This window comes from Nocardioides sp. (assembly GCF_035697785.1).
In the GTDB taxonomy this organism is placed as follows: Bacteria; Actinomycetota; Actinomycetes; order Propionibacteriales; family Nocardioidaceae; genus Nocardioides_B.
Window position 1 is genome coordinate 1 of record NZ_DASSCL010000095.1, and the last position, 19697, is coordinate 19697.

Sequence of the window (19697 nt, forward strand, 5' to 3'; positions counted from 1 at the left end):
GAGATCGCGCCGTACGAGGGGGAGCACCTCAAGCACCGTCCCGACGAGGCGACGCTGGTGTTCGTGCACGGCTACGCCCTCAACCTCGACTGCTGGCACTTCCAGCGGCTCGGCTTCCGCGGCAAGCGCCGCATGGTGTTCTTCGACCAGCGCTCGCACGGTCGCTCCGACCCGGCCGGGCACGGCGACGCCACCATCGAGCAGCTCGGCCGCGACCTCAAGGTGGTGCTCGACGAGCTGGTGCCGACCGGCCCGGTGGTGCTCGTCGGCCACTCCATGGGCGGCATGACGATCATCGCGCTGGCCGAGCAGCACCCCGAGCTGTTCGGCGACCGCGTCGTCGGCACCGCGCTCATCTCCACCACGGCCGGGGGCCTGCACCCGCACCGGATGATCAGCTCGCTGATCCCCGACGCCGTCGGCGGCGGCGTCGGCAACCGCCTGATGGCCGCCCTCGCCCGGGCTCCCGAGCTGGTCGACAGCGCCCGCCGCACCGGCTCCAACATCGGCTTCCTCGTCACCGACCGGTTCGCCTTCGGCGACGACGTGCCGGCGTCCTACGTCGAGTTCGTCGACGAGATGCTCGCCGGGACGCCGTTCAAGGTGCTCGCGGAGTTCTTCCCCAACTTCGAGTCGCTCGACAAGTTCGCCGTGCTGGCTTCGTTCGCGCGGATCCCGACGACGATCGTCTGCGGCACCAAGGACCTGCTGACCTCCGTCGGGCACAGTCGCAAGATGGCGCAGCAGATCACCGGCGCACGCCTCGTCGAGGCCGTCGGCGCAGGCCACATGGTCATCCTCGAGCGCGCCGACAAGGTCAACACGGCGCTCCAGGAGCTGCTCGAGAAGGCCGAGACCCAGGCAGGACGCAAGGCATCGTGATCTCACCCCAGCACGCTGCTCGCTCCGCTCGCACCGCGTCGGGGACCCCGGATGAGAAGCACCTCCGCGGCGTCACGCTTCTGGGTCGGGCTCGGCTTCATCGCCGTGCTCGGGTTCAGCCTGGGCCCCGTCCTGATCATGCTGAAGACGGCGTTCGACGCGCGGGCCAACGCCGGCTCACGCTCGCTGCTGCCCACCGACCTGACCCTCGACAACTTCGCGTTCGTGCTCGACGAGGGAAACTTCCTCGTCTATCTGCGCAACTCGCTCATCGTCGCGCTGGCCACCGTCGTGATCAGCAGCGCGCTCGCGCTGCTCGCGTCGGTCGCGGTCTCGCGCTTCAAGTTCACCTTCCGCACGTCGGTGCTGGTGATGGTGCTGATCGTGCAGATGGTGCCGCTCGAGGCGCTGGTGATCCCGCTGTTCATCCAGGCCAAGACCCTCGGGATGCTCAACCACCTGTTCGGCCTGGTCGTCGTGTACGTCGCGTTCTCGCTGCCGTTCGCGATCTGGACGCTGCGCGGCTTCGTGTCCGCAGTGCCTCGCGAGCTGGAGGAGGCGGCGTACGTCGACGGCGCCACCTGGCCGCGGATGTTCTGGTCGGTGCTCCTCCCGCTGGTCGCGCCCGGTCTGGTCGCCACCAGCGTGTTCTCGTTCATCACCGCGTGGAACGAGTTCGTCTTCGCGATCACCTTCCTCAACGACCAGAGCTCCTACACGGTCGCCGCCGGCCTGCGGCAGTTCTTCACCCAGTACGGCACCAACTGGGGCGCGGTGATGGCCGGCTCGACCCTGATCACGCTGCCGGTGATGCTGTTCTTCGTGATCGTGCAGCGCAGGCTCGCCGACGGCCTGGTGGCGGGGGCGGTGAAGGGATGAGCTCGCTTCGCGGCCTCGCGCTGTCGGTGCTGCTGCCCGGCTTCACGGGCACCGCCCCGCCGGAGTGGGTACGTCGGACGCTGGCCGAGGGTCTCGCCGGCGTCTGCCTCTTCGGCCACAACGTCGAGGGACCCGAGCAGGTCCGGGCCCTCACGAGAGCGCTGCGCTCGCACCGGCCGGACGTGCTGGTCGCCTCCGACGAGGAGGGTGGCTCGGTCACCCGCCTCGACGCGGGCCTCGGGTCGCCGTGGCCGGGAGCCGCGACGCTCGGGGCGCTCGACGACGTCGGGGCCACCTACGCCACCGCGCTCGGGCTCGGCCGGCAGGCCCGCGCCGCCGGGGTCGACCTGGTGCTCGCGCCGGTGCTCGACGTCAACTCCGAGCCGGACAACCCGGTGATCGGCGTCCGGTCCTTCGGTGCGGACCCCGGCCTCGTCGCGCGGCACGGCGTCGCGTTCGTCCGCGGGCTGCGCGACGCCGGTGTGACCGCCTGCGCGAAGCACTTCCCGGGCCACGGCGCGACGCGCACCGACTCGCACGTCGGCCTGCCCGTGCTCGACGTGGACGTCGACACCTGGCGGGCCCGCGACCTGCCGCCGTTCGCCGCGGCGGTGGAGGCAGGGGTGCCCGCCATGATGACCGCCCACGTCGTCGTACGCGCACTCGGCGACGTCCCCGCGACCACCAGCGCACCGGTGCTGAGCCTGCTGCGCGAGGAGCTCGGCTTCGGCGGGGTGGTGGTCAGCGACGCCCTCGACATGCGCGCGATCTCCGACGGGATGGGTCGCGCCACGGGAGCTGTGCGCGCCCTGGCCGCCGGCGTCGACCTGCTCTGCGTCGGCAACCCGGTCTTCCCCGACGGCTACGACGAGGTCGCGGCCGTCGAGGAGATCGTCTCGGCGGTCGTCGCCGCCTTGGAGGCGGGCAGCCTTCCCCTCGCCCGGCTCGAGGACGCGTCGCGTCGGGTCTCACGACTGGCGCGGCCGGTCGAGGAAGTCCGGGCCGGCACGCGGGAGGCGATGCTCGCGCGGGGTGCCGCCACCGCGGCCCGCGCGCTGACCATCCGTGGTGACGTCCGTCTCGTCGGGGACGTGCTGGTGCTGGTGCCGCGCCCGGTCACGGGCTACGCCGCCGGGCACAAGCCCTCGGCACTCGTCGCCGAGCTGCAGCGCCGCCGGCCGGGCTGGCGGTACGCCGAGGTGGCCGATGCCGACCAGGCCACGACGGAGGTGCTGGCGGCGGCCGGGCGCCCCGTGGCCGTCTTGGTCGGAGGCACGGCCAGCGCTCGGGGCACCGCCGTGGTGCACGCCGTGCTCGCGGAAGTACCGGACACGGTGGTGGTCTACGGCGGGCTGCGTCGCGAGGACGACCCCGGCTCCCGCACCGTCCACACGCACGGCACCGGCGCGGCGACGGCGGTCGCCGCGGCCGACGTACTTCTCGGAGAGGTCACCGCATGAGCACCCGCCCCATCCACGTCGGCGTCGATGTCGGCAAGACCGGCTGCCGCGCGGTCCTCGAGGAGGCCGGACGCCGGGTCGGCGCCGACGGCCCCGGGGCGCCCGGGCTGGCCGATCCGGGTGGCGTCGACCGCGCCCAGGAGGCGGTCCGGCACGTCGTCGGGCGGGTGCTCGCCGAGGGTTCCCCCGCCACCGCCCTCGTGGTCGGCGCCGCGGGCGCCGAGGCGGCGCCGGAGCAGGCCCGCGAGCTCGCGACGCGGCTGGCCGGCTCCCTCCCGGTGCGCTCCGTCGCCGTCGCCTCGGACTCGGTGACCGCCCACGTCGGGGCGCTGCACGGCAAGCCCGGCACCGTCCTCGCGGTCGGCACCGGGTCTGTGGCGCTCGGGGTCGACGCCCGGGGACTCAAGAGGCAGGTCGACGGGTGGGGTCCGTGGCTGGGTGACGACGGCAGCGGTGCGTGGATCGGCCGGGAGGCGCTGCGCGCCGTGCTCGCCGCCCGTGAGGGCCGGTCGCCGGAGACCTCACTGACCGCGGCGGCCGAGGCGCGCTTCGGCGACCTCACGGTGCTGCCGCGCCGGATCCACCAGGCCGGCAGCACCGCCAGCACCACCGCCACGTTCACACCCGATGTGATCGCGGCTGCCCAGGGAGGCGACACCGTGGCCGGCGCGATCCTCGACCGGGCGGTCCGGCAGTGGGTCGAGCTCACCGTCGCCGCGGCGACAGCCGCCGGAGAGGCGCGGGTGGCCGTGGTCGGGGGGCTGGCCGACGTGGCCGCCCTCCGCAGCCGGTTCAGCGCGCTGCTGCCCGCCGACCTGCGGCTCCAGGACGCGGCGGGTCCGCCGGTCGACGGGGCGCTGCTGCTGGCCACGCGGACCGACCTTCCGCACGAGGCGTTCGTGGTGAGGGTCGGCACGACCGGCAGCACAGACGAGATCCCCGTCGACGACGTCGACGCACTGGCCACCGAGCAGGTGCGCGCCGACCTGCACGACCTCGACTCCCGCTCGCCCGGTGAGGTGGTCGACGTGCTGCTGGAGGCCGAGGCCACGGTGCCGGCCGCGTTGGCCGCTGCCCGACCAGCCCTCACCGAGGCGGTCCGGCTGGCCGGCGAGGCGCTCGACCGCGGCGGCCGCCTGCTGTACGTCGGAGCCGGCACACCCGGCCGCCTCGCCGCCCTCGACGCCGCCGAGTGCCCGCCGACCTTCGGGACCCCACCGGAGCGCGTGGTGGCGGTGCTCGCGGGCGGTCGAGAGGCCGACCGGGTAGCCGTAGAAGGGGCCGAGGACGACGCCGGTGCGGGGGAGAAGGACCTGCTCGCGCTGGCCCCGAGCCCCGACGACCTAGTGGTGGGCATCACCGCGTCGGGCCGGACCCCCTACGTGCTCGCCGCGCTCGAGGCCGCCCGCCGCGCCGGCGCCCGGACCGTCGCGGTGGTCAACAACCCCGGCAGCGTGGTCGCGGCCGCCGCCGACGTCGCGGTCGTCCTCGACACCGGGCCCGAAGTGCTGTCGGGCTCGACCCGGCTCAAGTCCGGCACCGCGCAGAAGGTCACCCTCAACGTGCTGTCCACCGGGGCGATGGTCGCGCACGGCAAGACCTACGGCGCCTGGATGGTCGACGTGGTCGCCTCCAACGAGAAGCTCCGTCGACGGGCCCGCCGCATCCTGCGCGAGGCCACCGGCGTGGACGACGCGACCGCGATCGCAGCGCTCGAGGAGGCCGGATGGCGCACCAAGCCGGCCCTCGTCGCGCTGCTCTCCGGCGTGGACGTCCCCGCAGCGACCGCCGCCCTGGCGGAGTACGGCGACCGGGTCCGTCCGGCGCTGGAGGCCGTGCGCGCGCAGAGGAGGACCGGATGATCGTCGTCGCGGTGGCGTCCGGCACATCGGCCGACGGGCTCGACGTCGGAGTGGTCGACCTGCGCACGGGGCACGACCACACCATCGACGTACGCGTGCTCGACACCTGGACCGAACCGTGGCCGGACACTCTCGGCGAGCGGCTGCTCGCCCTGCTCCCGCCGGCCACCACGACGGCGGCCGAGGTCGCCGCGCTGGACACTGCGCTCGGCCAGGCCGTCGGCCGGGTGGCCGCCGCCGCGGTCGCCCGCACACCCGCCCCGGTGGACCTGGTGGTCTCCCCGGGCCAGACGATCCACCACGAGGTGGTCGGCGACCGGTGCCTGGGCACCCTGCAGATCGGCCAGCCGGCCTGGGTGGCCGAGGCGACCGGGCTGCCCGTCGTCTCCGACCTGCGCACCCGCGACGTTGCGGCGGGCGGTCACGGCGCCCCGCTCGCCGGGATCCTCGACCGGCTCTGGCTCGCGGGCGGCACCGGCCCCCGGGTGGCGCTGAACCTCGGCGGCATCGCCAACGTGAGCGTGGTCGCTCCCGACGGCAGCACCCTCGCCTGGGACACCGGGCCCGCCAACTGCCTGCTCGACGTCGCGGCCGCGCGGGCCACCGAGGGTCGGCAGGGCTACGACGTCGACGGCGAGCTCGCCGCGCGCGGGCAGGTGCATCCGGGGCTGCTCGACATCCTGCTGAAGCACCCGCACTACGCGCTCACCCCGCCCGTCTCCACCGGGCGCGAGACGTTCTCGGCCGCCTACCTCGACGGGGCCCTGGCCCGGGTGGCTGGGGGTGACGGCCGCCCCGACTGGCCCGACGTGCTGGCCACCCTGGTCGCGCTGACCGCGACCACCGTCGCCGACGCGGTGCGCCCGCACGCACCCGAGGAGGTGGTCGCCTCCGGCGGCGGCGCGCGCAACCCGGTGCTGATGGCGGCCCTCGCCGACCGGCTCGACGCCCCGGTGCGCATCAGCGACGAGCTGGGCCTGCCCGGCGACGGCAAGGAGGCGGTGCTCTGGGCGCTGCTCGGCTGGCTCACCTGGCACGGCGTACCGGTCACCACCGCACCGGGCACCCGGACGCCCCGCGTGCTCGGCCGGATCAGCCCCGGCAACGACCCGCTGGTCCTGCCCGCCCCGATCGCGCCGCCGACCCGGCTCACCGTCCGCGCCCGCGACGAGGAGAGGACACCATGACCATCCGCCTGCTCGGCGTCTCGGCCGCCCTCGTCGACGGCGCGTTGCTCCCCGGCGACGTCGAGGTCGACGGGGACACCGTCACCCGCGTGGGTCTGCCGCCGGCCGCGGGTGGGCGGATCGCGACACCCGGGCTCCTCGACCTGCAGGTCAACGGCTTCGCCGAGGTCGACGTGATGGCCGCCGACGTCGACGGCATCGACCGGATCGGCACGGCGCTCACCGACCACGGCGTCACCGCCTGGCTGCCGACGCTGATCACCGCCGCCGACGCCGACACCCGGCGCGCGCTCGGCGTGCTCCGCACCGCCATCGACCGGGGTACGCCGGGTGCGCAGCCGCTCGGGGTGCACCTGGAGGGGCCGTTCCTGAGCCCCGCGCGGCTCGGCACCCACCCCGCGGTGCACCGTCGCGAGCCCGACCCGGCCGTCCTCGAGGAGTGGCGCGCACTGGCCCCGGTGGTGGCGGTGACCCTCGCGCCGGAGCTGCCGGGGGCCGTCGACGTGGTGGCGAAGCTGAGCGCCGACGGCGTCCTGGTCTCGCTCGGCCACTCCGACGCGACGGCCGCGCAGGCGCACGCCGGTTTCGACGCCGGCGCCCGCACCGCGACCCACCTGTTCAACGCGATGAGCGCCCTGCGGCACCGCGACCCGGGCCTGCCCGGTGCCGCGCTGGCCCGGCCCGACGTCACCGTGCAGCTCATCGTCGACGGCCACCACCTGGCCGACGACGTGGTCCGGCTGGTGTTCGCGGCCGCGCGCGGCCGGGTCGTGCTCGTCACCGACGCGACGGAGGCGGCCGCGCGCGAGGAGGGCGAGTACGAGATCGCCGGCGTGCCCGTCGAGGTGCGCGCCGGGGCGGTGCGCAACGGCGCCGGCGTGCTCGCCGGCAGCGCGTTGACCCTCGACGCGGCGGTCCGCAACGTCGTCGGGCTCGGGATCGACCTCGCCGAGGTGCTCACCGCGGTGACGGCCACCCCGGCCGCGCTGATCGGCCGCCCGGACCTAGGCCGGCTGGCTCCCGGTGCCCGGGCCGACCTCGTCGTGCTCGAGGACGACCTCACCGTCCGGGAGACGTGGCTGGCCGGCACGCCGGTCGCGAGGACCGCATGACCAGCCGGCTCGAGCACGAGATCGGCGAGCAGCCCGAGGTCGCCGCCCGGCTGCTCGACCGGATGCTGCCGCTGGTCGGCGACCTGCGCGACCACCTCACCTCCCGCGGCGCCGAGCAGGTGCTGCTGGTGGCCCGCGGCTCCTCGGACAACGCCGCCCGCTACGCGCAGTACCTCTGGCCCGCACGCGCCGGGGTCACCGTCACCCTGGCGACGCCGAGCCTCACCACGGTCTACGGCCGGCAGCCGGAGGTGAGCCGGCAGGCGGTCGTCGCCGTCTCGCAGTCCGGGCGTTCGCCCGACGTCGTCGCGGTGGTGGAGCAGGCGCGGGCCGCCGGCCGGCCGACGCTCGCGGTCACCAACGACCCGTCGTCCCCGCTGGCCGAGGCGGCCGAGGTGGTCGTCGACCTCGGGGCAGGCCCGGAGCGGTCCGTCGCGGCCACCAAGACCTACACCGCCTCACTGCTTGCGGTAGCGGTGCTGGCGGGGGTGTGGACCGACGACCCGTCCGACCCCGATCAGCTGCATCGCGTGCCCGAAGCGCTCGGCGAGTCCGTCACGCGGGCCTCCGGTGTCGAGGAGGCGGCGGACCTGGTGGCCGGCGCCGACCGCGGGGTCAGCGTCGGTCGCGGTCTCAACCTCTGCACCGCCCACGAGACCGCCCTGAAGATCACCGAGCTGACCGGGGCCCTGGTCGCACCGTTCTCGCCGGCCGACCTCATGCACGGTCCGGTCGCCGCGGTGGGCCCGTCGGTCCCGGCGCTGCTGGTCACCCCCGGCGAGGCGGCCACCGCCAGCGTGCTGGAGGCGGTGCCGGAGCTGCGCCGGCGCGGTGCTCCGGTCGTGCTGCTGGGCGGACCCACCCTCGACGACGTGCACCGGGTCGGTCTGCCCTCGACCGCCGACCTGGCCGGCTGGCTCACCCCGCTGACCTCCGTGGTGCTGGGACAGCTGGTCGCCTGGCGGGCCGCCGAGCGGCGCGGCGTCGACGTGGACCGGCCCGGTGACCTGTCGAAGGTCACGCTCACCCGCTGAGCCGGGCGGCCCCGGTGCTGCGAGACTGACGCCCATGCGGGTGGGACTGACCGGTGGCGTCGCCTCGGGGAAGAGCACGGTGGCGGCCCTTCTCGCCGAGCTGGGTGCGGTGGTGATCGACGCCGACAAGCTCGCCCGCGAGGTGGTGGCCCCCGGCACCGACGGGCTGCGCCGGGTCGTGGAGGAGTTCGGGGCCGACGTGCTCGCGGCCGACGGCTCGCTCGACCGGCCGGCTCTCGGCGCGATCGTGTTCGGCGACGAGCCCGCGCGCCGGCGGCTGGAGGCGATCATCCACCCGCTGGTCCGGGCCAGGGCGCGCGAGCTCGAGGCCGCGGCGCCGCAAGGCGCGGTCGTGGTGCACGACATCCCGCTGCTGGCCGAGACCGGCCAGGCCGACCGGTTCGACGCGGTGCTCGTCGTCGACGTCCCGGTCCGGACCCAGATCGACCGGATGGTCGAGCTGCGCGCGATGACACCCGAGGAGGCAGAGGCCCGGGTGGCGGCACAGGCGACGCGTGACCAGCGGCTGTCCGTCGCGACGTACGCCATCGACAACACCGGGAGACTCGAAGACCTCCGCGAGCGTGTCACGGAGGTCTTCGAGAAGCTGACCGGCTGATCCGGGGGAAATCAGCCGGCCAGGGGATCAGGCGGCCAGGTCGGGGTCGGCGAGCTCGCGGAGCCGCTGCAGCGCCTCCCGCTCGAGCTGGCGGACCCGCTCTGCGGAGATGCCGTGCTTGGCGCCGATGTCGGCCAGCTTGTGCTGGCGCCCGTCGACGAGACCGTAGCGGGACCGGATGATGTCGGCGGCCCGGTCGTCGAGCAGCTCGACGAGGGTGCTCAGCCGGTCGCGGGACTCGACGTCGAGGAACGTGCTGTCCGGACCCGGCGCCGTCTCCTGGGCGATCAGGTCACCCAGCGAGGTGTCGCCGTCCTCGTCGACCGGGGTGTCGAGGCTGACGTGCTCGCGGCCCCAGCTCATCAGGTCGATGACGCGGTCCACGTCGAGGCCGAGCTCGTCGGCGATCTCCTGCGGCTCCGGCTCACGGCCGAGCTGGCGCTCGAGGGTACGGCGCGCGGCGCCCACCTGGTTGAGCTCCTCCACGACGTGCACGGGCAGCCGGACCACGCGCGCCTGCTGTGCGATGCCGCGGGTGATCGCCTGCCGGACCCACCAGGTCGCGTAGGTGGAGAACTTGAAGCCCTTGCGGTAGTCGAACTTCTCGACGGCGCGGATAAGGCCGGTGTTGCCCTCCTGGACCAGGTCGAGCATCGGCATCTGGCTGCGGCCGTACTTGCGGGCGATCGAGACGACCAGCCGGAGGTTGGACTCGATGAATCGCTGGATGGCGCGCTCGCCCTCCTCGACCATCCACTCGAGCTCTTCCTGCGTCGCGTACTTGGGGGCGCCACCCTTTTTTCGCCCCACCCGGCCCTCGTCGAGCAGGGCCTGTGCGAACAGGCCGGCTTCGATGGCCTTGCTCAGCTCCACCTCGGTGACCGCGTCGAGCAGCGGAGTACGCGCGATCTCGTCGAGGTACAGACCGACGCTGTCGCGCCCCTCGATCTCGCGTGTGTGCGTGCGACTCGTTGCCACGTGCGCTCCCTTCCAGTGCCGCCAGGAGTACCCACCGGTAGCCCCTGTACTCATCCCAACGGGCGAGAGCCCGTCGAGATTCCCGAATATCGGTGAGTGCCGAACCCCCACGACCCTCTTGCCCGGTACGACGACCGGCACGCCTGCGAAGTTGCCGCGCGGCCGGGATCTCAGGGACTTCTCAGGGATCGCCGCTGTTCGGGCTGGTCAGGCGCGGCCCACCCGGTCCAGGACCCAGGCGAGTGTGAACGCCCGGTCCCGCCAGGCGTTGTAGCGGCCGCTGACCCCGCCGTGACCGGCCGACATCTGCGCCTTCAGCAGCACGTCGTGTGTGTCGAGCGCCACAGCCCGAAGCCTGGCCACCCACTTGGCGGGCTCCACGTAGAGCACGCGGGTGTCGTGCAGGGACGTCTCCGCCAGGATCGGCGGGTACCGCTTGGCCTCGACGTTCTCGTAGGGGCTGTAGCCCTTCATGTAGGCGTAGACCTCCGGGTCGTCGAGCGGGTTGCCCCACTCCTCCCACTCGACCACGGTCAACGGCAGCGACGGGTCGAGGATGGTGGTGAGCGGGTCCACGAACGGGACGTCGGCCACGATGCCCGCGAACTGGTGCGGCGCGAGGTTCGCCACCGCGCCCATGAGCAGCCCGCCGGCGCTGCCGCCCTCGGCGACGAGCCGGTCCGGCGAGGTCCAGCCCTCGCCCACGAGGTGCTCGGCGCAGGCCACGAAGTCGGTGAACGTGTTGCGCTTGGCGAGCAGCTTGCCCTCGTCGTACCACCTCCGGCCCATCTCGCCCCCGCCGCGGACGTGGGCGATCGCGAAGCCGACACCGCGGTCGAGCAGGGACAGCCGGGAGATCGTGAAGTAGGGGTCCATCGAGTCCTCGTAGGACCCGTAGCCGTAAAGCAGGAACGGGGTGCTGCCGTCGCGCGGCGAGCCCGCCGGGAGCACGAGGGACACCGGCACGCGGGTGCCGTCGGGCGCCGCGGCCCACGTGCGGTGCTGCTCGTAGCGGCTCGGGTCGAACGGCCCGTGATCGGGGTGCGGGAGGACGGGGGTGCGCTTCCGCAGGTGCAGGGTGCGGGTCGGTACGTCGAAGTCGTAGACCGCGGGCGGCGTCGCCATGGTCGTGTAGCCGAGCCGGATCGTCGGCTGGTGGAACTCGGGGTTGCCTCCCGAGCCGACGGTGTAGACGGGGTCCTCGAAGCCGACCAGGTAGTCCTCGCCCAACCCGTCGGCCGTCAGTTCGATCACGCGCAGCTGGGTGAGCCCCTCGCTGCGCTGGCTGACGACGAGATGGGTGGCGAACGCGTCGACGTCCTCGAGCCGCACGGCCGGGTCGTGAGGGAGCAGCGGCTCCCACTGCTCGTGGCCGGTGGCGTCGAGGGGGGCGACGGCGAGGGCGTAGTTCTCGGCGTCCTCGTTGTGCAGGACCAGAAGGCGGTCCTCGCTGGCGATGACGGCGTGCTCGATGCCGTACTCGACGCCCTGCCGCCGGGGCGTGACGACCCGGAACTCGCCGGTGGGGTCGGCGGCGTCGAGGACGCGGTACTCGGTGGTCGTTTTCGAGCCGGAGCCGATGACGATCAGCCTGTCGCTGCGGGTGCGGCCGACCGAGGTCCAGAACCGTTCGTCGGTCTCGTGGTGCACGACGACGTCGTCGGAGACGGGTGTGCCGAGCACGTGCCGCCACACCTTGTCGGGGCGCCAGGCGTCGTCGACGGTCGTGTAGAAGAGCGTGGTCGCGGCGAGGTCCCAGGTCGCGCCGCCGAGGGTGTCGGGCACCTGGTCGGGCAGCACCTCGCCGGTGCGGAGGTCCTTGACCTGGAGCAGGAACCGCTCGTTGCCGACGGTGTCGGTGCTGAACGCGAGGAGGGTGCCGTCGGGGCTGACCGAGGCGGTGCCGAGCGAAAAGAAGTCGTGGCCCTCGGCAAGCGCGTTGACGTCGAGCAGCACCTCCTCGCCGGGTACGTCGGCGTCCGGCGAGGGGGACGGGGGAGTCCAGTCCTCCGGTCCGCCGGTGTCGGTCGCCGGGCACCGACAGCTGACGCCGTACTGCTTGCCCTCGATCGAGCGGCCGTAGTACCAGAACCGGCCGATCCGCGACGGCACCGACAGGTCCGTCTCCAGGGTGCGGGCCTTGATCTCGCTGAAGATCGTCTCGCGCAGCGGCGCCAGGTGGGCGGTGCGCGCCTCGGTGTAGGCGTTCTCGGCCTCGAGGTAGGCCAGGGTGTCCGGTGACTCCTTGTCGCGCAGCCACTCGTAGTCGTCGACGAACGTGTCGCCGTGGTGGGTGCGCGAGTGCGGCACCCGCTTGGCCACGGGCGGGGAGACCGGCTGGACGTCCGTCATGGGCAGAACGTATCTCCCCGTGCCGCCAGCAGGAGGCTCAGTCCGGTTGGGGCCGCGTCACCTTGGTGAGGTCCGGGTCGTCGACCAGGAACGTGCGCACCGGTCCCGGCCCGGTCTCGGCCGTCTCGAAGCGCACCGTGACCCGGCCGACGCCAGACCCCCAGACCCAGCCGGGGCCGTGCTCGGCGTGCACGACGTCCTGGCCGGGCCACCAGCGTCGACCCCGGTCGAGCCGGGTGAGGTCGACCGGCGGCGCCTCGGCGGTGGCCGGCGGCTCGGGGAGACCGTCGTACTCGAACAGGTCCTCCTGGATCCAGTCGGCCAGCCCGGACACCCCGACGCCGAGCAGCCGCACCCCGCCCGAGGTGTCGACCTCCGACAGCAGAGCCCGCGCGTGCCGGGCGACGACCCGGGTGCTGTCGGTCGGGGACGGCAGCGTCGTGGACCGGGTGTAGGTGGTGAAGTCGTGCAGCCGCACCTTGACGGTCACCGTGCGACCGGACAGCCGGGCCTTCTGCAGCCGCTCGGTCACCCGGGTGGCGTGCCGGTCGATGAGCCCCTCCAGCAGCCGCTTGTCCACCAGGTCGCTGTCGTAGGTGTCCTCGACGCTGATCGACTTCGCCTCGCGCTCGGCGACCACTGGCCGGTGGTCGCGGGCCCGGGCCAGGTCGTACAGCGAGGTGCCGTGCGCCTGGCCGACGAGCCGCACCAGCTCGTCGGCCGAGACCGCCTCGAGGTCCGCGACGGTGTGCACGCCCACGCGGCGCAGGCGCTCGGCGGTCGCCGGGCCGACCCCGGGGATCACGCTCACCTTCATCGGGCGGAGGAGGTCCTGCTCGGTGCCGGGCGGGACGACCACCAGGCCGTCGGGCTTGTCGAGGTCGCTGGCGATCTTGGCGACCAACTTGGAGGTGGCGACGCCGACCGAGCCGTGCAGCCCGCCGGTGACCTCGGTGACACCGGCCTTGAGCTCCTCGGCGACGAGCGTGACGCCGGGGACGGAGAAGTCGGTGTGCCGCGACGCCTCGAGATCCACGAAGGCCTCGTCGAGGGACAGCGGCTCCACGAGCGGTGACAGCTCGCGCAGGAGGGTCATCACCGCCCGGCTCGCCTCGCGGTAGGCGTCGAAGCGGCCGGTGAGGAACGCCGCATGCGGGCAGCGGGACCGCGCCTCCGCCGTGGACATCGCGGACCGGACCCCGTAGGCGCGCGCCTCGTAGGAAGCGGTCGCCACGACGCCGCGCCCGCCGACCCCGCCGACGACGACCGGCTTGCCGCGCAGCGACGGCTTGTCGCGCTGCTCGACCGCGGCGAAGAACGCGTCCAGGTCGACGTGCAGGATCGTCGGCCCTGCTCGGGGTGGGCGCACGGGGCCATCATGCAACGGCCCGCCCCCGACGCCCTGCCCGACGAGCCGGGTTCGGTCCCCACCCTCGTCGTACGACGGGCGTGTCCACCGCGCGGTCCCCGGCCCCGGCGTACCGGGTGGGTGCGGGAGCAGGGTCGGCCCATGACCCAGCCCAGGACCCCCAAGACGCTGAGGGCGAAGACCCCCGCCGACCTGCTCGCGATGGTGCCCTACCTGCTGGGCTTCCATCCCGAGGACTCCGTCGTGATGATGACCGTCGGCGCCGCGGACACCCCGGTGCACGCACGACAGGACCTGCCCGAGCTGCCCGACGAGGTCCCGCTGCTGGTGGAGGACCTGCTCACGGTGGCCCTCCGGGCCGGGCTGCGCAAGGTCGCGGTCGTCGTCTACTCCAGCGACGAGGTGATCGCCGACGCGGTCGCAGACCCGCTCCTGACGTCGCTGGAGTCCGCGGCCGTCGAGGTGATGATCGCGATGCGGGCCGACGGTGAGCGCTGGTACTGCCTCGGTGCCTACGCGGGGCGCTTTCCGCCCGACGGCACCCCCTACGACCTGTCCCGGCACCCGATCACCCTGGAAGCCGTCGTGGACGGACGCCTCGTGCACGCCAGCCGCGACGCGCTCCGCGACTCGCTCGTCGGCGACGACCCCGACGAGGTGGACCGCGTGGCCGACGCCGTCGATGCCGCCGGGGAGCGGCTCCTGCGGGCCGAGGCGAGCCGGCCTCATCTGGTGCAGGAGGGCCGCTGGGTCCAGCATCGTGTGCGCCGGTTCCTGCGCGACGGGCAGCGGCTCGACAGCCACGACGTCGGCCGCCTGGTCGTGGCCATCGCCGCCGTCGAGGTCCGCGACGTCGCCTGGGCGCAGATCGGCCACGACGACGCCCGGCGGCACGTCGACCTGTGGAGCGACGTGGTGCGCCGGTGCCCCCACGACGCGCTCGCCGCGCCGGCGGCGCTCCTCGCGTTCGCGGCCTGGCTGGCGGGTGACGGCGCGCTCGCCTGGTGCGCGGTCGAGCGGAGCCAGGAGGCGGAGCCCGGCTACAGCCTGGCGGGGCTGGTCACCCAGGCGCTGGCCGGCGCGGTGCCACCGACGGCGTGGACTCCGCTGGGGCCCGACGCGCTCACGCTGTTCGTCGGGTGAAGAGCCGGTTCGCGACATACCCGCGGACCCGTCGGGGCACTAGGGTCCTGTCATGGGAGAAGAGGTCGAGCAGCAGGAGTTCTCGCGCGAGGACCGCACGCGCTACCGCGAGAAGGTCCGGCGCTGCCTCGACGTGTTCGCGCGGATGCTGCGCGAGTCCCGCTTCGACGCCGACTACCCGATGACGGGCCTCGAGATCGAGCTCAACCTCGTCGACGCCGCCGGCGACCCGGCGCTGAAGAACGTCGAGGCGCTGGAGGCGATCGCCGACCCCGACTTCCAGACCGAGCTGGGCCAGTTCAACCTGGAGATCAACGTCCCGCCCAAGCAGCTCAAGGACCGCGGCTTCACCGAGTTCGAGGAGGGGGTGCGCCGCAGCCTCAACCAGGCAGGTGACAGGGCCGACCAGGTCGGTGCGCACATGGTGATGATCGGCATCCTGCCGACGCTCTCCGCGGGCCACATGAGCCCGTCGTCGCTGAGCTCCAACCCGCGCTACCAGCTGCTCAGCGACCAGATCCTCGCCGCCCGCGGCGAGGACATCGTCATCGACATCGGCGGACCCGAGCGGCTGCGCACCACAACGGACTCGATCGTCCCCGAGGCAGCCTGCACCAGCACCCAGCTGCACACCCAGGTCAGCCCCGAGGACTTCCCTGCCTATTGGAACGCCTCCCAGGCGATCGCCGGTGTGCAGCTGGCGATCGGCGCCAACTCGCCGTTCCTGCTCGGCCGCGAGCTGTGGCGGGAGACCCGGATCGCGCTGTTCGAGCAGGCCACCGACACCCGCAGCGAGGAGCTCAAGGCGCAGGGCGTCCGGCCGCGGGTGTGGTTCGGCGAGCGGTGGATCAACTCGATCTTCGACCTGTTCGAGGAGAACGTGCGCTACTTCCCGGCGCTGCTCCCGATCCTCGAGGACGAGGACCCGCTCGAGCAGCTCGAGTCCGGGGGGACGCCGAGCCTGGCCGAGCTGCGGCTGCACAACGGCACGATCTACCGGTGGAACCGTCCGGTGTACGACGTCGTCGACGGCACGCCCCACCTCCGGGTCGAGAACCGCGTGCTCCCGGCCGGGCCGACCGTCGCCGACACGATGGCCAACGCGGCGTTCTACTTCGGCCTGACCCGCACGCTGGCCGAGCACGAGCGGCCACTGTGGTCGCAGATGTCGTTCAGCGCGGCGGAGGAGAACTTCCACGTCGCGGCCCGGCAGGGGATCGAGGCACACCTCTACTGGCCCGGCCTGGGCCAGGTCCCTGCCACCGAGCTGGTGCTGCGCCGGCTGCTCCCGATGGCGCGAGCGGGTCTCGACTCCTGGGGCGTCATCGCCGAGGAGAGCGACCGGCTGCTCGGCATCATCGAGCAGCGCTGCCTGATCGGGCAGAACGGCGCCTCCTGGTTCGTCGACAAGTTCCACACGAGGTCGGGCAACGGTGACGGCGACCGGCTCGACGTGCTGCGCGGCACGCTCAACGAGTACCGCGGCCACATGCACACCAACGACCCCGTGCACAGCTGGGACTGATCAGAGCCGGAGGCGTTTCCACGCCCGGCTCTCGCCGGTGAGCAGGTCGCGCCACCCGTACCTCGTGATCGCGTAGCAGCCTTCGAGCACCCGCCCGTGCATCGCGAACGCGGCGCGCGCCGCCCGCAGCCAGGCCAGGTCCTGCTCGTAGGGGTCCGGGGTGCCGGCCCGGGTGAGCCAGAGGCTGCGATGCTCGTCGGCCGTGCGCTCGACGAGCACTGAGAGGACCTCGATGCGCACCGCACCGTCGATCGCGGGCACGTCGCGGGCCCGCACGACGAAGGAGTCGCGGTCGCCGCCGGGCGTTCCGACGTACACCGTGGTGTCGAAGACCCGGCGCGTCTCCCGTGCCCGCAGCAGCCCCACCTCGGCACGCAGCCGGGTGCCGAGCGCGGTCTCCTGGGTCACCGGGCCAGCATCGCGGCGCGCAACGAATCGCGCGACGCGTCGTCCACAGGTGGCGCCGTGCACCCCGGCTGGATAACGTCATCCCCAACCTGCGTGGCGCAGGGAAGACGCGACTTCGCTGAGGAGGACGGTCAATGGGGACCATCGTCGTGGGATACGTGCCGAAGGCCGAGGGCCGCGCGGCACTCGCCCGGGCGGCAGAGGAAGCCAAGCTGCGCGACATGCGGTTGGTGGTCGTCAACTCACACCGCGGCGGCCGCGAGTTCGACAAGGACGACGCACTCGAGTCCGAGGCCCAGCTCGAGGAGGTCCGCTCGACCTTGCGTGACGCCGGCGTCGAGCACGAGGTCCGCCAGCTCGTCCGGGGCCTCGACCCCGCCGACGACCTCGTCAACGTGGCCACGGAGGTGAACGCCGACATCATCGTGATCGGCCTGCGCCGCCGCTCGCCCGTCGGCAAGCTGATCCTCGGCAGCAACGCGCAGCGTGTGCTCCTCGACGCGCCGTGCCCCGTGCTGGCGGTCAAGGCCAGCGAGTAGGGGTCGGAGCAGCACGCTCATGGCCATCCGGATCGCGCAGGACCCGCACGCCGACCAGGTCCTGTCCGAGAGCTCGTTCGCGCTGCTGACCGGCATGCTCCTCGACCAGCAGTACCCGATGGAGCACGCCTTTCGTGGCCCGGCGAAGATCCTCGACCGCTTCGGCTCGCTCGACCCGGCCACCGTGGCCTCCGCGGACCCCGAGGAGTTCGCGGCGCTGTGCTCGACGCCGCCGGCGATCCACCGGTTCCCGGGCTCGATGGCTGCCCGGGTCCAGGCGCTCGCCGCACACGTGGTCGAGGAGTACGACGGCCACGCCGAGCGGCTGTGGGAGGAGGCCGAGTCCGGCCGCGACCTGATGCGCCGCCTCCAGGCACTCCCCGGCTTCGGCAAGCAGAAGGCGCAGATCTTCGTGGCGCTGGTGGCCAAGCAGCTCGACGTACGCCCGTCCGGTTGGGAGGAGGCCGCCGGTGACTACTCGGAGTCGGGCTCCTACCGCTCGGTGGCCGACGTCGTGGACACCACCTCGCTCGACAAGGTGCGGGCGTTCAAGAAGGAGATGAAGGCCCGCGCCCGCTGACCGCGCAGCTTCGAGACGCGGATGCCCGGGCTGTTCTTGGAATGCATTGGCGCCGTGTCACAATAGGAACGCGGCTCTTGACGTGTACGGGCTTTGCCGCGCCCGACGCCCGCTGTACGAGAGGTAGTTCGTGTCGACAGCCACGTCCCGCAAGCTCCCTGCTGATGTCCTCGCTCATCCCGACATCGTTGCGCTGATCGACCAAGGCAAAGCCTCCGGGCACGTGACGGCCGACGCTCTTCGGACCGCCACGGCAGCCGCCGTGCACACGGCCGCGCATCTCAAGGCGTTGCTTCGCTACCTCGGGGAACAGGACATCGACGTGGTCGTCTCGGCACAGGACAGCCAGGCACGCAAGCGCGTCGCCGCCGCCTCGAGCACGAGGAGCACCGTGAAGGCCGCCGCGACCAAGAAGGCCGCCGCGAAGAAGGCTCCGGCCAAGAAGGCCGCCGCCAAGAAGGCAGCCGAGCCGCCGGCGAAGAAGACCGCGGCCAAGAAGACCACGACCGCCAAGACGTCCAAGGCCGCCGAAGGCGACACCACGTCGGTCGCGGTCGGTCCCGACGGCAAGAAGATCCTGCCCGACCTCCCCGACGAGCAGTTCGAGAAGGACGTCGTCGCCGACCCGACCATCAAGGAGGACGAGAAGGAGGCCGAGAAGGCCGGCTTCGTCGTCTCCCAGGCCGACGAGTCCGACGAGCCCGAGCAGCAGGTCATGGTCGCCGGCGCGACCGCCGACCCGGTCAAGGACTACCTCAAGCAGATCGGCAAGGTCCCGCTGCTCAACGCGGAGATGGAGGTCGAGCTCGCCAAGCGGATCGAGGCCGGTCTCTTCTCCGAGGAGAAGCTGGCCAAGGGCGGCAAGATCTCCGCGAAGTCGCTCGACGAGCTCGAGTGGATCGCCGAGGACGGCCGCCGCGCCAAGAACCACCTCCTCGAGGCGAACCTCCGCCTCGTGGTCTCGCTGGCCAAGCGCTACACCGGTCGCGGCATGCTCTTCCTCGACCTGATCCAGGAGGGCAACCTCGGGCTGATCCGCGCGGTCGAGAAGTTCGACTACACCAAGGGCTACAAGTTCTCGACCTACGCGACGTGGTGGATCCGCCAGGCGATCACCCGCGCGATGGCCGACCAGGCGCGCACCATCCGCATCCCGGTGCACATGGTCGAGGTCATCAACAAGCTCGCTCGTGTGCAGCGGCAGATGCTCCAGGACCTGGGCCGCGAGCCCACCCCTGAGGAGCTCGCCAAGGAGCTCGACATGACCCCGGAGAAGGTCATCGAGGTCCAGAAGTACGGTCGCGAGCCGATCTCCCTGCACACCCCGCTCGGCGAGGACGGCGACTCCGAGTTCGGTGACCTGATCGAGGACTCCGAGGCCATCGTGCCGGCCGACGCGGTGTCGTTCACGCTGCTGCAGGAGCAGCTGCACGCCGTGCTCGACACGCTGTCCGAGCGCGAGGCCGGCGTGGTCTCGATGCGCTTCGGCCTCACCGACGGCCAGCCCAAGACCCTCGACGAGATCGGCAAGGTCTACGGCGTGACCCGCGAGCGGATCCGCCAGATCGAGTCGAAGACGATGTCGAAGTTGCGGCATCCCTCGCGCTCGCAGGTGCTGCGCGACTACCTCGACTGAGGTCCGCTCCTGGCCGCTACGGCAGTGAAGGCGTTGTTTGGAACCGGTGGGTGCGGTTCCGCCGTAGGAGGACGACGCTGGCGACAGCCAACCAGAGCAACCAGGCCCCGATGCCGATCCGTTCGAGCAGAC

Annotated in this window: 17 protein-coding genes; 13 read left to right on the forward strand and 4 right to left on the reverse strand. The window is 72.8% G+C overall.

Annotated elements, in window-relative coordinates:
- The 8 genes from VFH10_RS09265 to coaE form a co-directional block, all read left to right on the forward strand.
- A partial coding sequence (locus VFH10_RS09265; RefSeq protein WP_325127833.1) for an alpha/beta hydrolase occupies nucleotides 1-882 on the forward strand: 882 nt, incomplete at its 5' end.
- Between the two features lie 51 nt (nucleotides 883-933).
- Entirely contained in the window at nucleotides 934-1761 is an 828-nt protein-coding gene (locus VFH10_RS09270) for a carbohydrate ABC transporter permease (RefSeq protein WP_325127834.1), read from the forward strand.
- A complete protein-coding gene (locus tag VFH10_RS09275; protein WP_325127835.1) occupies nucleotides 1758-3221 on the forward strand; it encodes a glycoside hydrolase family 3 protein in 1464 nt (487 codons plus the stop codon). The genes VFH10_RS09270 and VFH10_RS09275 overlap by 4 nt, the downstream gene beginning before the upstream one ends.
- Nucleotides 3218-5083: an N-acetylmuramic acid 6-phosphate etherase gene (gene murQ, locus VFH10_RS09280; RefSeq protein ID WP_325127836.1), complete on the forward strand. Its 1866-nt coding sequence runs from the start codon at nucleotides 3218-3220 to the stop codon at nucleotides 5081-5083. Before VFH10_RS09275 ends, murQ begins: the two co-directional genes overlap by 4 nt.
- Nucleotides 5080-6270 (forward strand): anhydro-N-acetylmuramic acid kinase, encoded by a 1191-nt coding sequence (locus VFH10_RS09285; protein ID WP_325127837.1) that lies wholly within the window; start codon nucleotides 5080-5082, stop codon nucleotides 6268-6270. The genes murQ and VFH10_RS09285 overlap by 4 nt, the downstream gene beginning before the upstream one ends.
- Nucleotides 6267-7382, forward strand: coding sequence for an N-acetylglucosamine-6-phosphate deacetylase (nagA, locus tag VFH10_RS09290; protein ID WP_325127838.1), 1116 nt, complete (start codon nucleotides 6267-6269; stop codon nucleotides 7380-7382). The genes VFH10_RS09285 and nagA overlap by 4 nt, the downstream gene beginning before the upstream one ends.
- Nucleotides 7379-8416: an SIS domain-containing protein gene (locus VFH10_RS09295; RefSeq protein ID WP_325127839.1), complete on the forward strand. Its 1038-nt coding sequence runs from the start codon at nucleotides 7379-7381 to the stop codon at nucleotides 8414-8416. The genes nagA and VFH10_RS09295 overlap by 4 nt, the downstream gene beginning before the upstream one ends.
- A 34-nt stretch (nucleotides 8417-8450) precedes the next feature.
- The gene (coaE, locus tag VFH10_RS09300) at nucleotides 8451-9035 is read left to right on the forward strand and encodes a dephospho-CoA kinase (protein ID WP_325127840.1); all 585 of its coding nucleotides are present in this window, start codon (nucleotides 8451-8453) and stop codon (nucleotides 9033-9035) included.
- Nucleotides 9036-9062: 27 nt separating this feature from the next.
- On the opposite strand, the gene VFH10_RS09305 is transcribed toward coaE, so the two are convergent.
- The 3 genes from VFH10_RS09305 to VFH10_RS09315 all read right to left on the reverse strand — a co-directional run bounded on the left by VFH10_RS09305 (nucleotide 9063) and on the right by VFH10_RS09315 (nucleotide 13734).
- Nucleotides 9063-10013 (reverse strand): sigma-70 family RNA polymerase sigma factor, encoded by a 951-nt coding sequence (locus tag VFH10_RS09305; RefSeq protein WP_325127841.1) that lies wholly within the window; start codon nucleotides 10011-10013, stop codon nucleotides 9063-9065.
- Nucleotides 10014-10220: 207 nt separating this feature from the next.
- The gene (locus VFH10_RS09310) at nucleotides 10221-12365 is read right to left on the reverse strand and encodes a S9 family peptidase (protein WP_325127842.1); all 2145 of its coding nucleotides are present in this window, start codon (nucleotides 12363-12365) and stop codon (nucleotides 10221-10223) included.
- A gap of 37 nt (nucleotides 12366-12402) precedes the next feature.
- The gene (locus VFH10_RS09315) at nucleotides 12403-13734 is read right to left on the reverse strand and encodes a DNA polymerase IV (protein ID WP_325127843.1); all 1332 of its coding nucleotides are present in this window, start codon (nucleotides 13732-13734) and stop codon (nucleotides 12403-12405) included.
- Nucleotides 13735-13875: 141 nt separating this feature from the next.
- On the opposite strand from VFH10_RS09315, the gene VFH10_RS09320 reads away from it, so the two are divergent.
- Complete coding sequence (locus tag VFH10_RS09320) at nucleotides 13876-14877, forward strand: DUF4192 domain-containing protein (protein WP_325127844.1); 1002 nt, start codon at nucleotides 13876-13878, stop codon at nucleotides 14875-14877.
- Nucleotides 14878-14929: 52 nt separating this feature from the next.
- Complete coding sequence (locus VFH10_RS09325) at nucleotides 14930-16402, forward strand: glutamate--cysteine ligase (protein ID WP_325127845.1); 1473 nt, start codon at nucleotides 14930-14932, stop codon at nucleotides 16400-16402.
- Here the strand turns inward: VFH10_RS09325 and VFH10_RS09330 are convergent, their stop codons facing one another.
- Nucleotides 16403-16810, reverse strand: a complete 408-nt coding sequence (locus VFH10_RS09330) for a hypothetical protein (protein WP_325127846.1) — start codon at nucleotides 16808-16810, stop codon at nucleotides 16403-16405. It lies immediately after the preceding gene.
- Nucleotides 16811-16944: 134 nt separating this feature from the next.
- On the opposite strand from VFH10_RS09330, the gene VFH10_RS09335 reads away from it, so the two are divergent.
- The 3 genes from VFH10_RS09335 (at nucleotide 16945) to VFH10_RS09345 (ending at nucleotide 19565) form a co-directional block, all read left to right on the forward strand.
- The gene (locus VFH10_RS09335; RefSeq protein WP_325127847.1) at nucleotides 16945-17349 is read left to right on the forward strand and encodes a universal stress protein; all 405 of its coding nucleotides are present in this window, start codon (nucleotides 16945-16947) and stop codon (nucleotides 17347-17349) included.
- Nucleotides 17350-17368: 19 nt separating this feature from the next.
- On the forward strand, nucleotides 17369-17929 hold the full coding sequence (locus VFH10_RS09340) for an HhH-GPD-type base excision DNA repair protein (protein ID WP_325127848.1): 561 nt from the start codon (nucleotides 17369-17371) through the stop codon (nucleotides 17927-17929).
- 322 nt (nucleotides 17930-18251) lie between these two features.
- The gene (locus VFH10_RS09345) at nucleotides 18252-19565 is read left to right on the forward strand and encodes an RNA polymerase sigma factor (protein ID WP_414689857.1); all 1314 of its coding nucleotides are present in this window, start codon (nucleotides 18252-18254) and stop codon (nucleotides 19563-19565) included.
- Nucleotides 19566-19697 lie beyond the last annotated feature (132 nt).

Coding starts and splice junctions, on each gene's coding strand:
- VFH10_RS09270 (WP_325127834.1), top strand. CDS start 934: ATGAGAAGCACCTCCGCGGCGTCACGCTTCTGGGTCGGGCTCGGCTTC.
- VFH10_RS09275 (WP_325127835.1), top strand. CDS start 1,758: ATGAGCTCGCTTCGCGGCCTCGCGCTGTCGGTGCTGCTGCCCGGCTTC.
- murQ (WP_325127836.1), top strand. CDS start 3,218: ATGAGCACCCGCCCCATCCACGTCGGCGTCGATGTCGGCAAGACCGGC.
- VFH10_RS09285 (WP_325127837.1), top strand. CDS start 5,080: ATGATCGTCGTCGCGGTGGCGTCCGGCACATCGGCCGACGGGCTCGAC.
- nagA (WP_325127838.1), top strand. CDS start 6,267: ATGACCATCCGCCTGCTCGGCGTCTCGGCCGCCCTCGTCGACGGCGCG.
- VFH10_RS09295 (WP_325127839.1), top strand. CDS start 7,379: ATGACCAGCCGGCTCGAGCACGAGATCGGCGAGCAGCCCGAGGTCGCC.
- coaE (WP_325127840.1), top strand. CDS start 8,451: ATGCGGGTGGGACTGACCGGTGGCGTCGCCTCGGGGAAGAGCACGGTG.
- VFH10_RS09310 (WP_325127842.1), bottom strand. CDS start 12,365: ATGACGGACGTCCAGCCGGTCTCCCCGCCCGTGGCCAAGCGGGTGCCG.
- VFH10_RS09320 (WP_325127844.1), top strand. CDS start 13,876: ATGACCCAGCCCAGGACCCCCAAGACGCTGAGGGCGAAGACCCCCGCC.
- VFH10_RS09325 (WP_325127845.1), top strand. CDS start 14,930: ATGGGAGAAGAGGTCGAGCAGCAGGAGTTCTCGCGCGAGGACCGCACG.
- VFH10_RS09335 (WP_325127847.1), top strand. CDS start 16,945: ATGGGGACCATCGTCGTGGGATACGTGCCGAAGGCCGAGGGCCGCGCG.
- VFH10_RS09340 (WP_325127848.1), top strand. CDS start 17,369: ATGGCCATCCGGATCGCGCAGGACCCGCACGCCGACCAGGTCCTGTCC.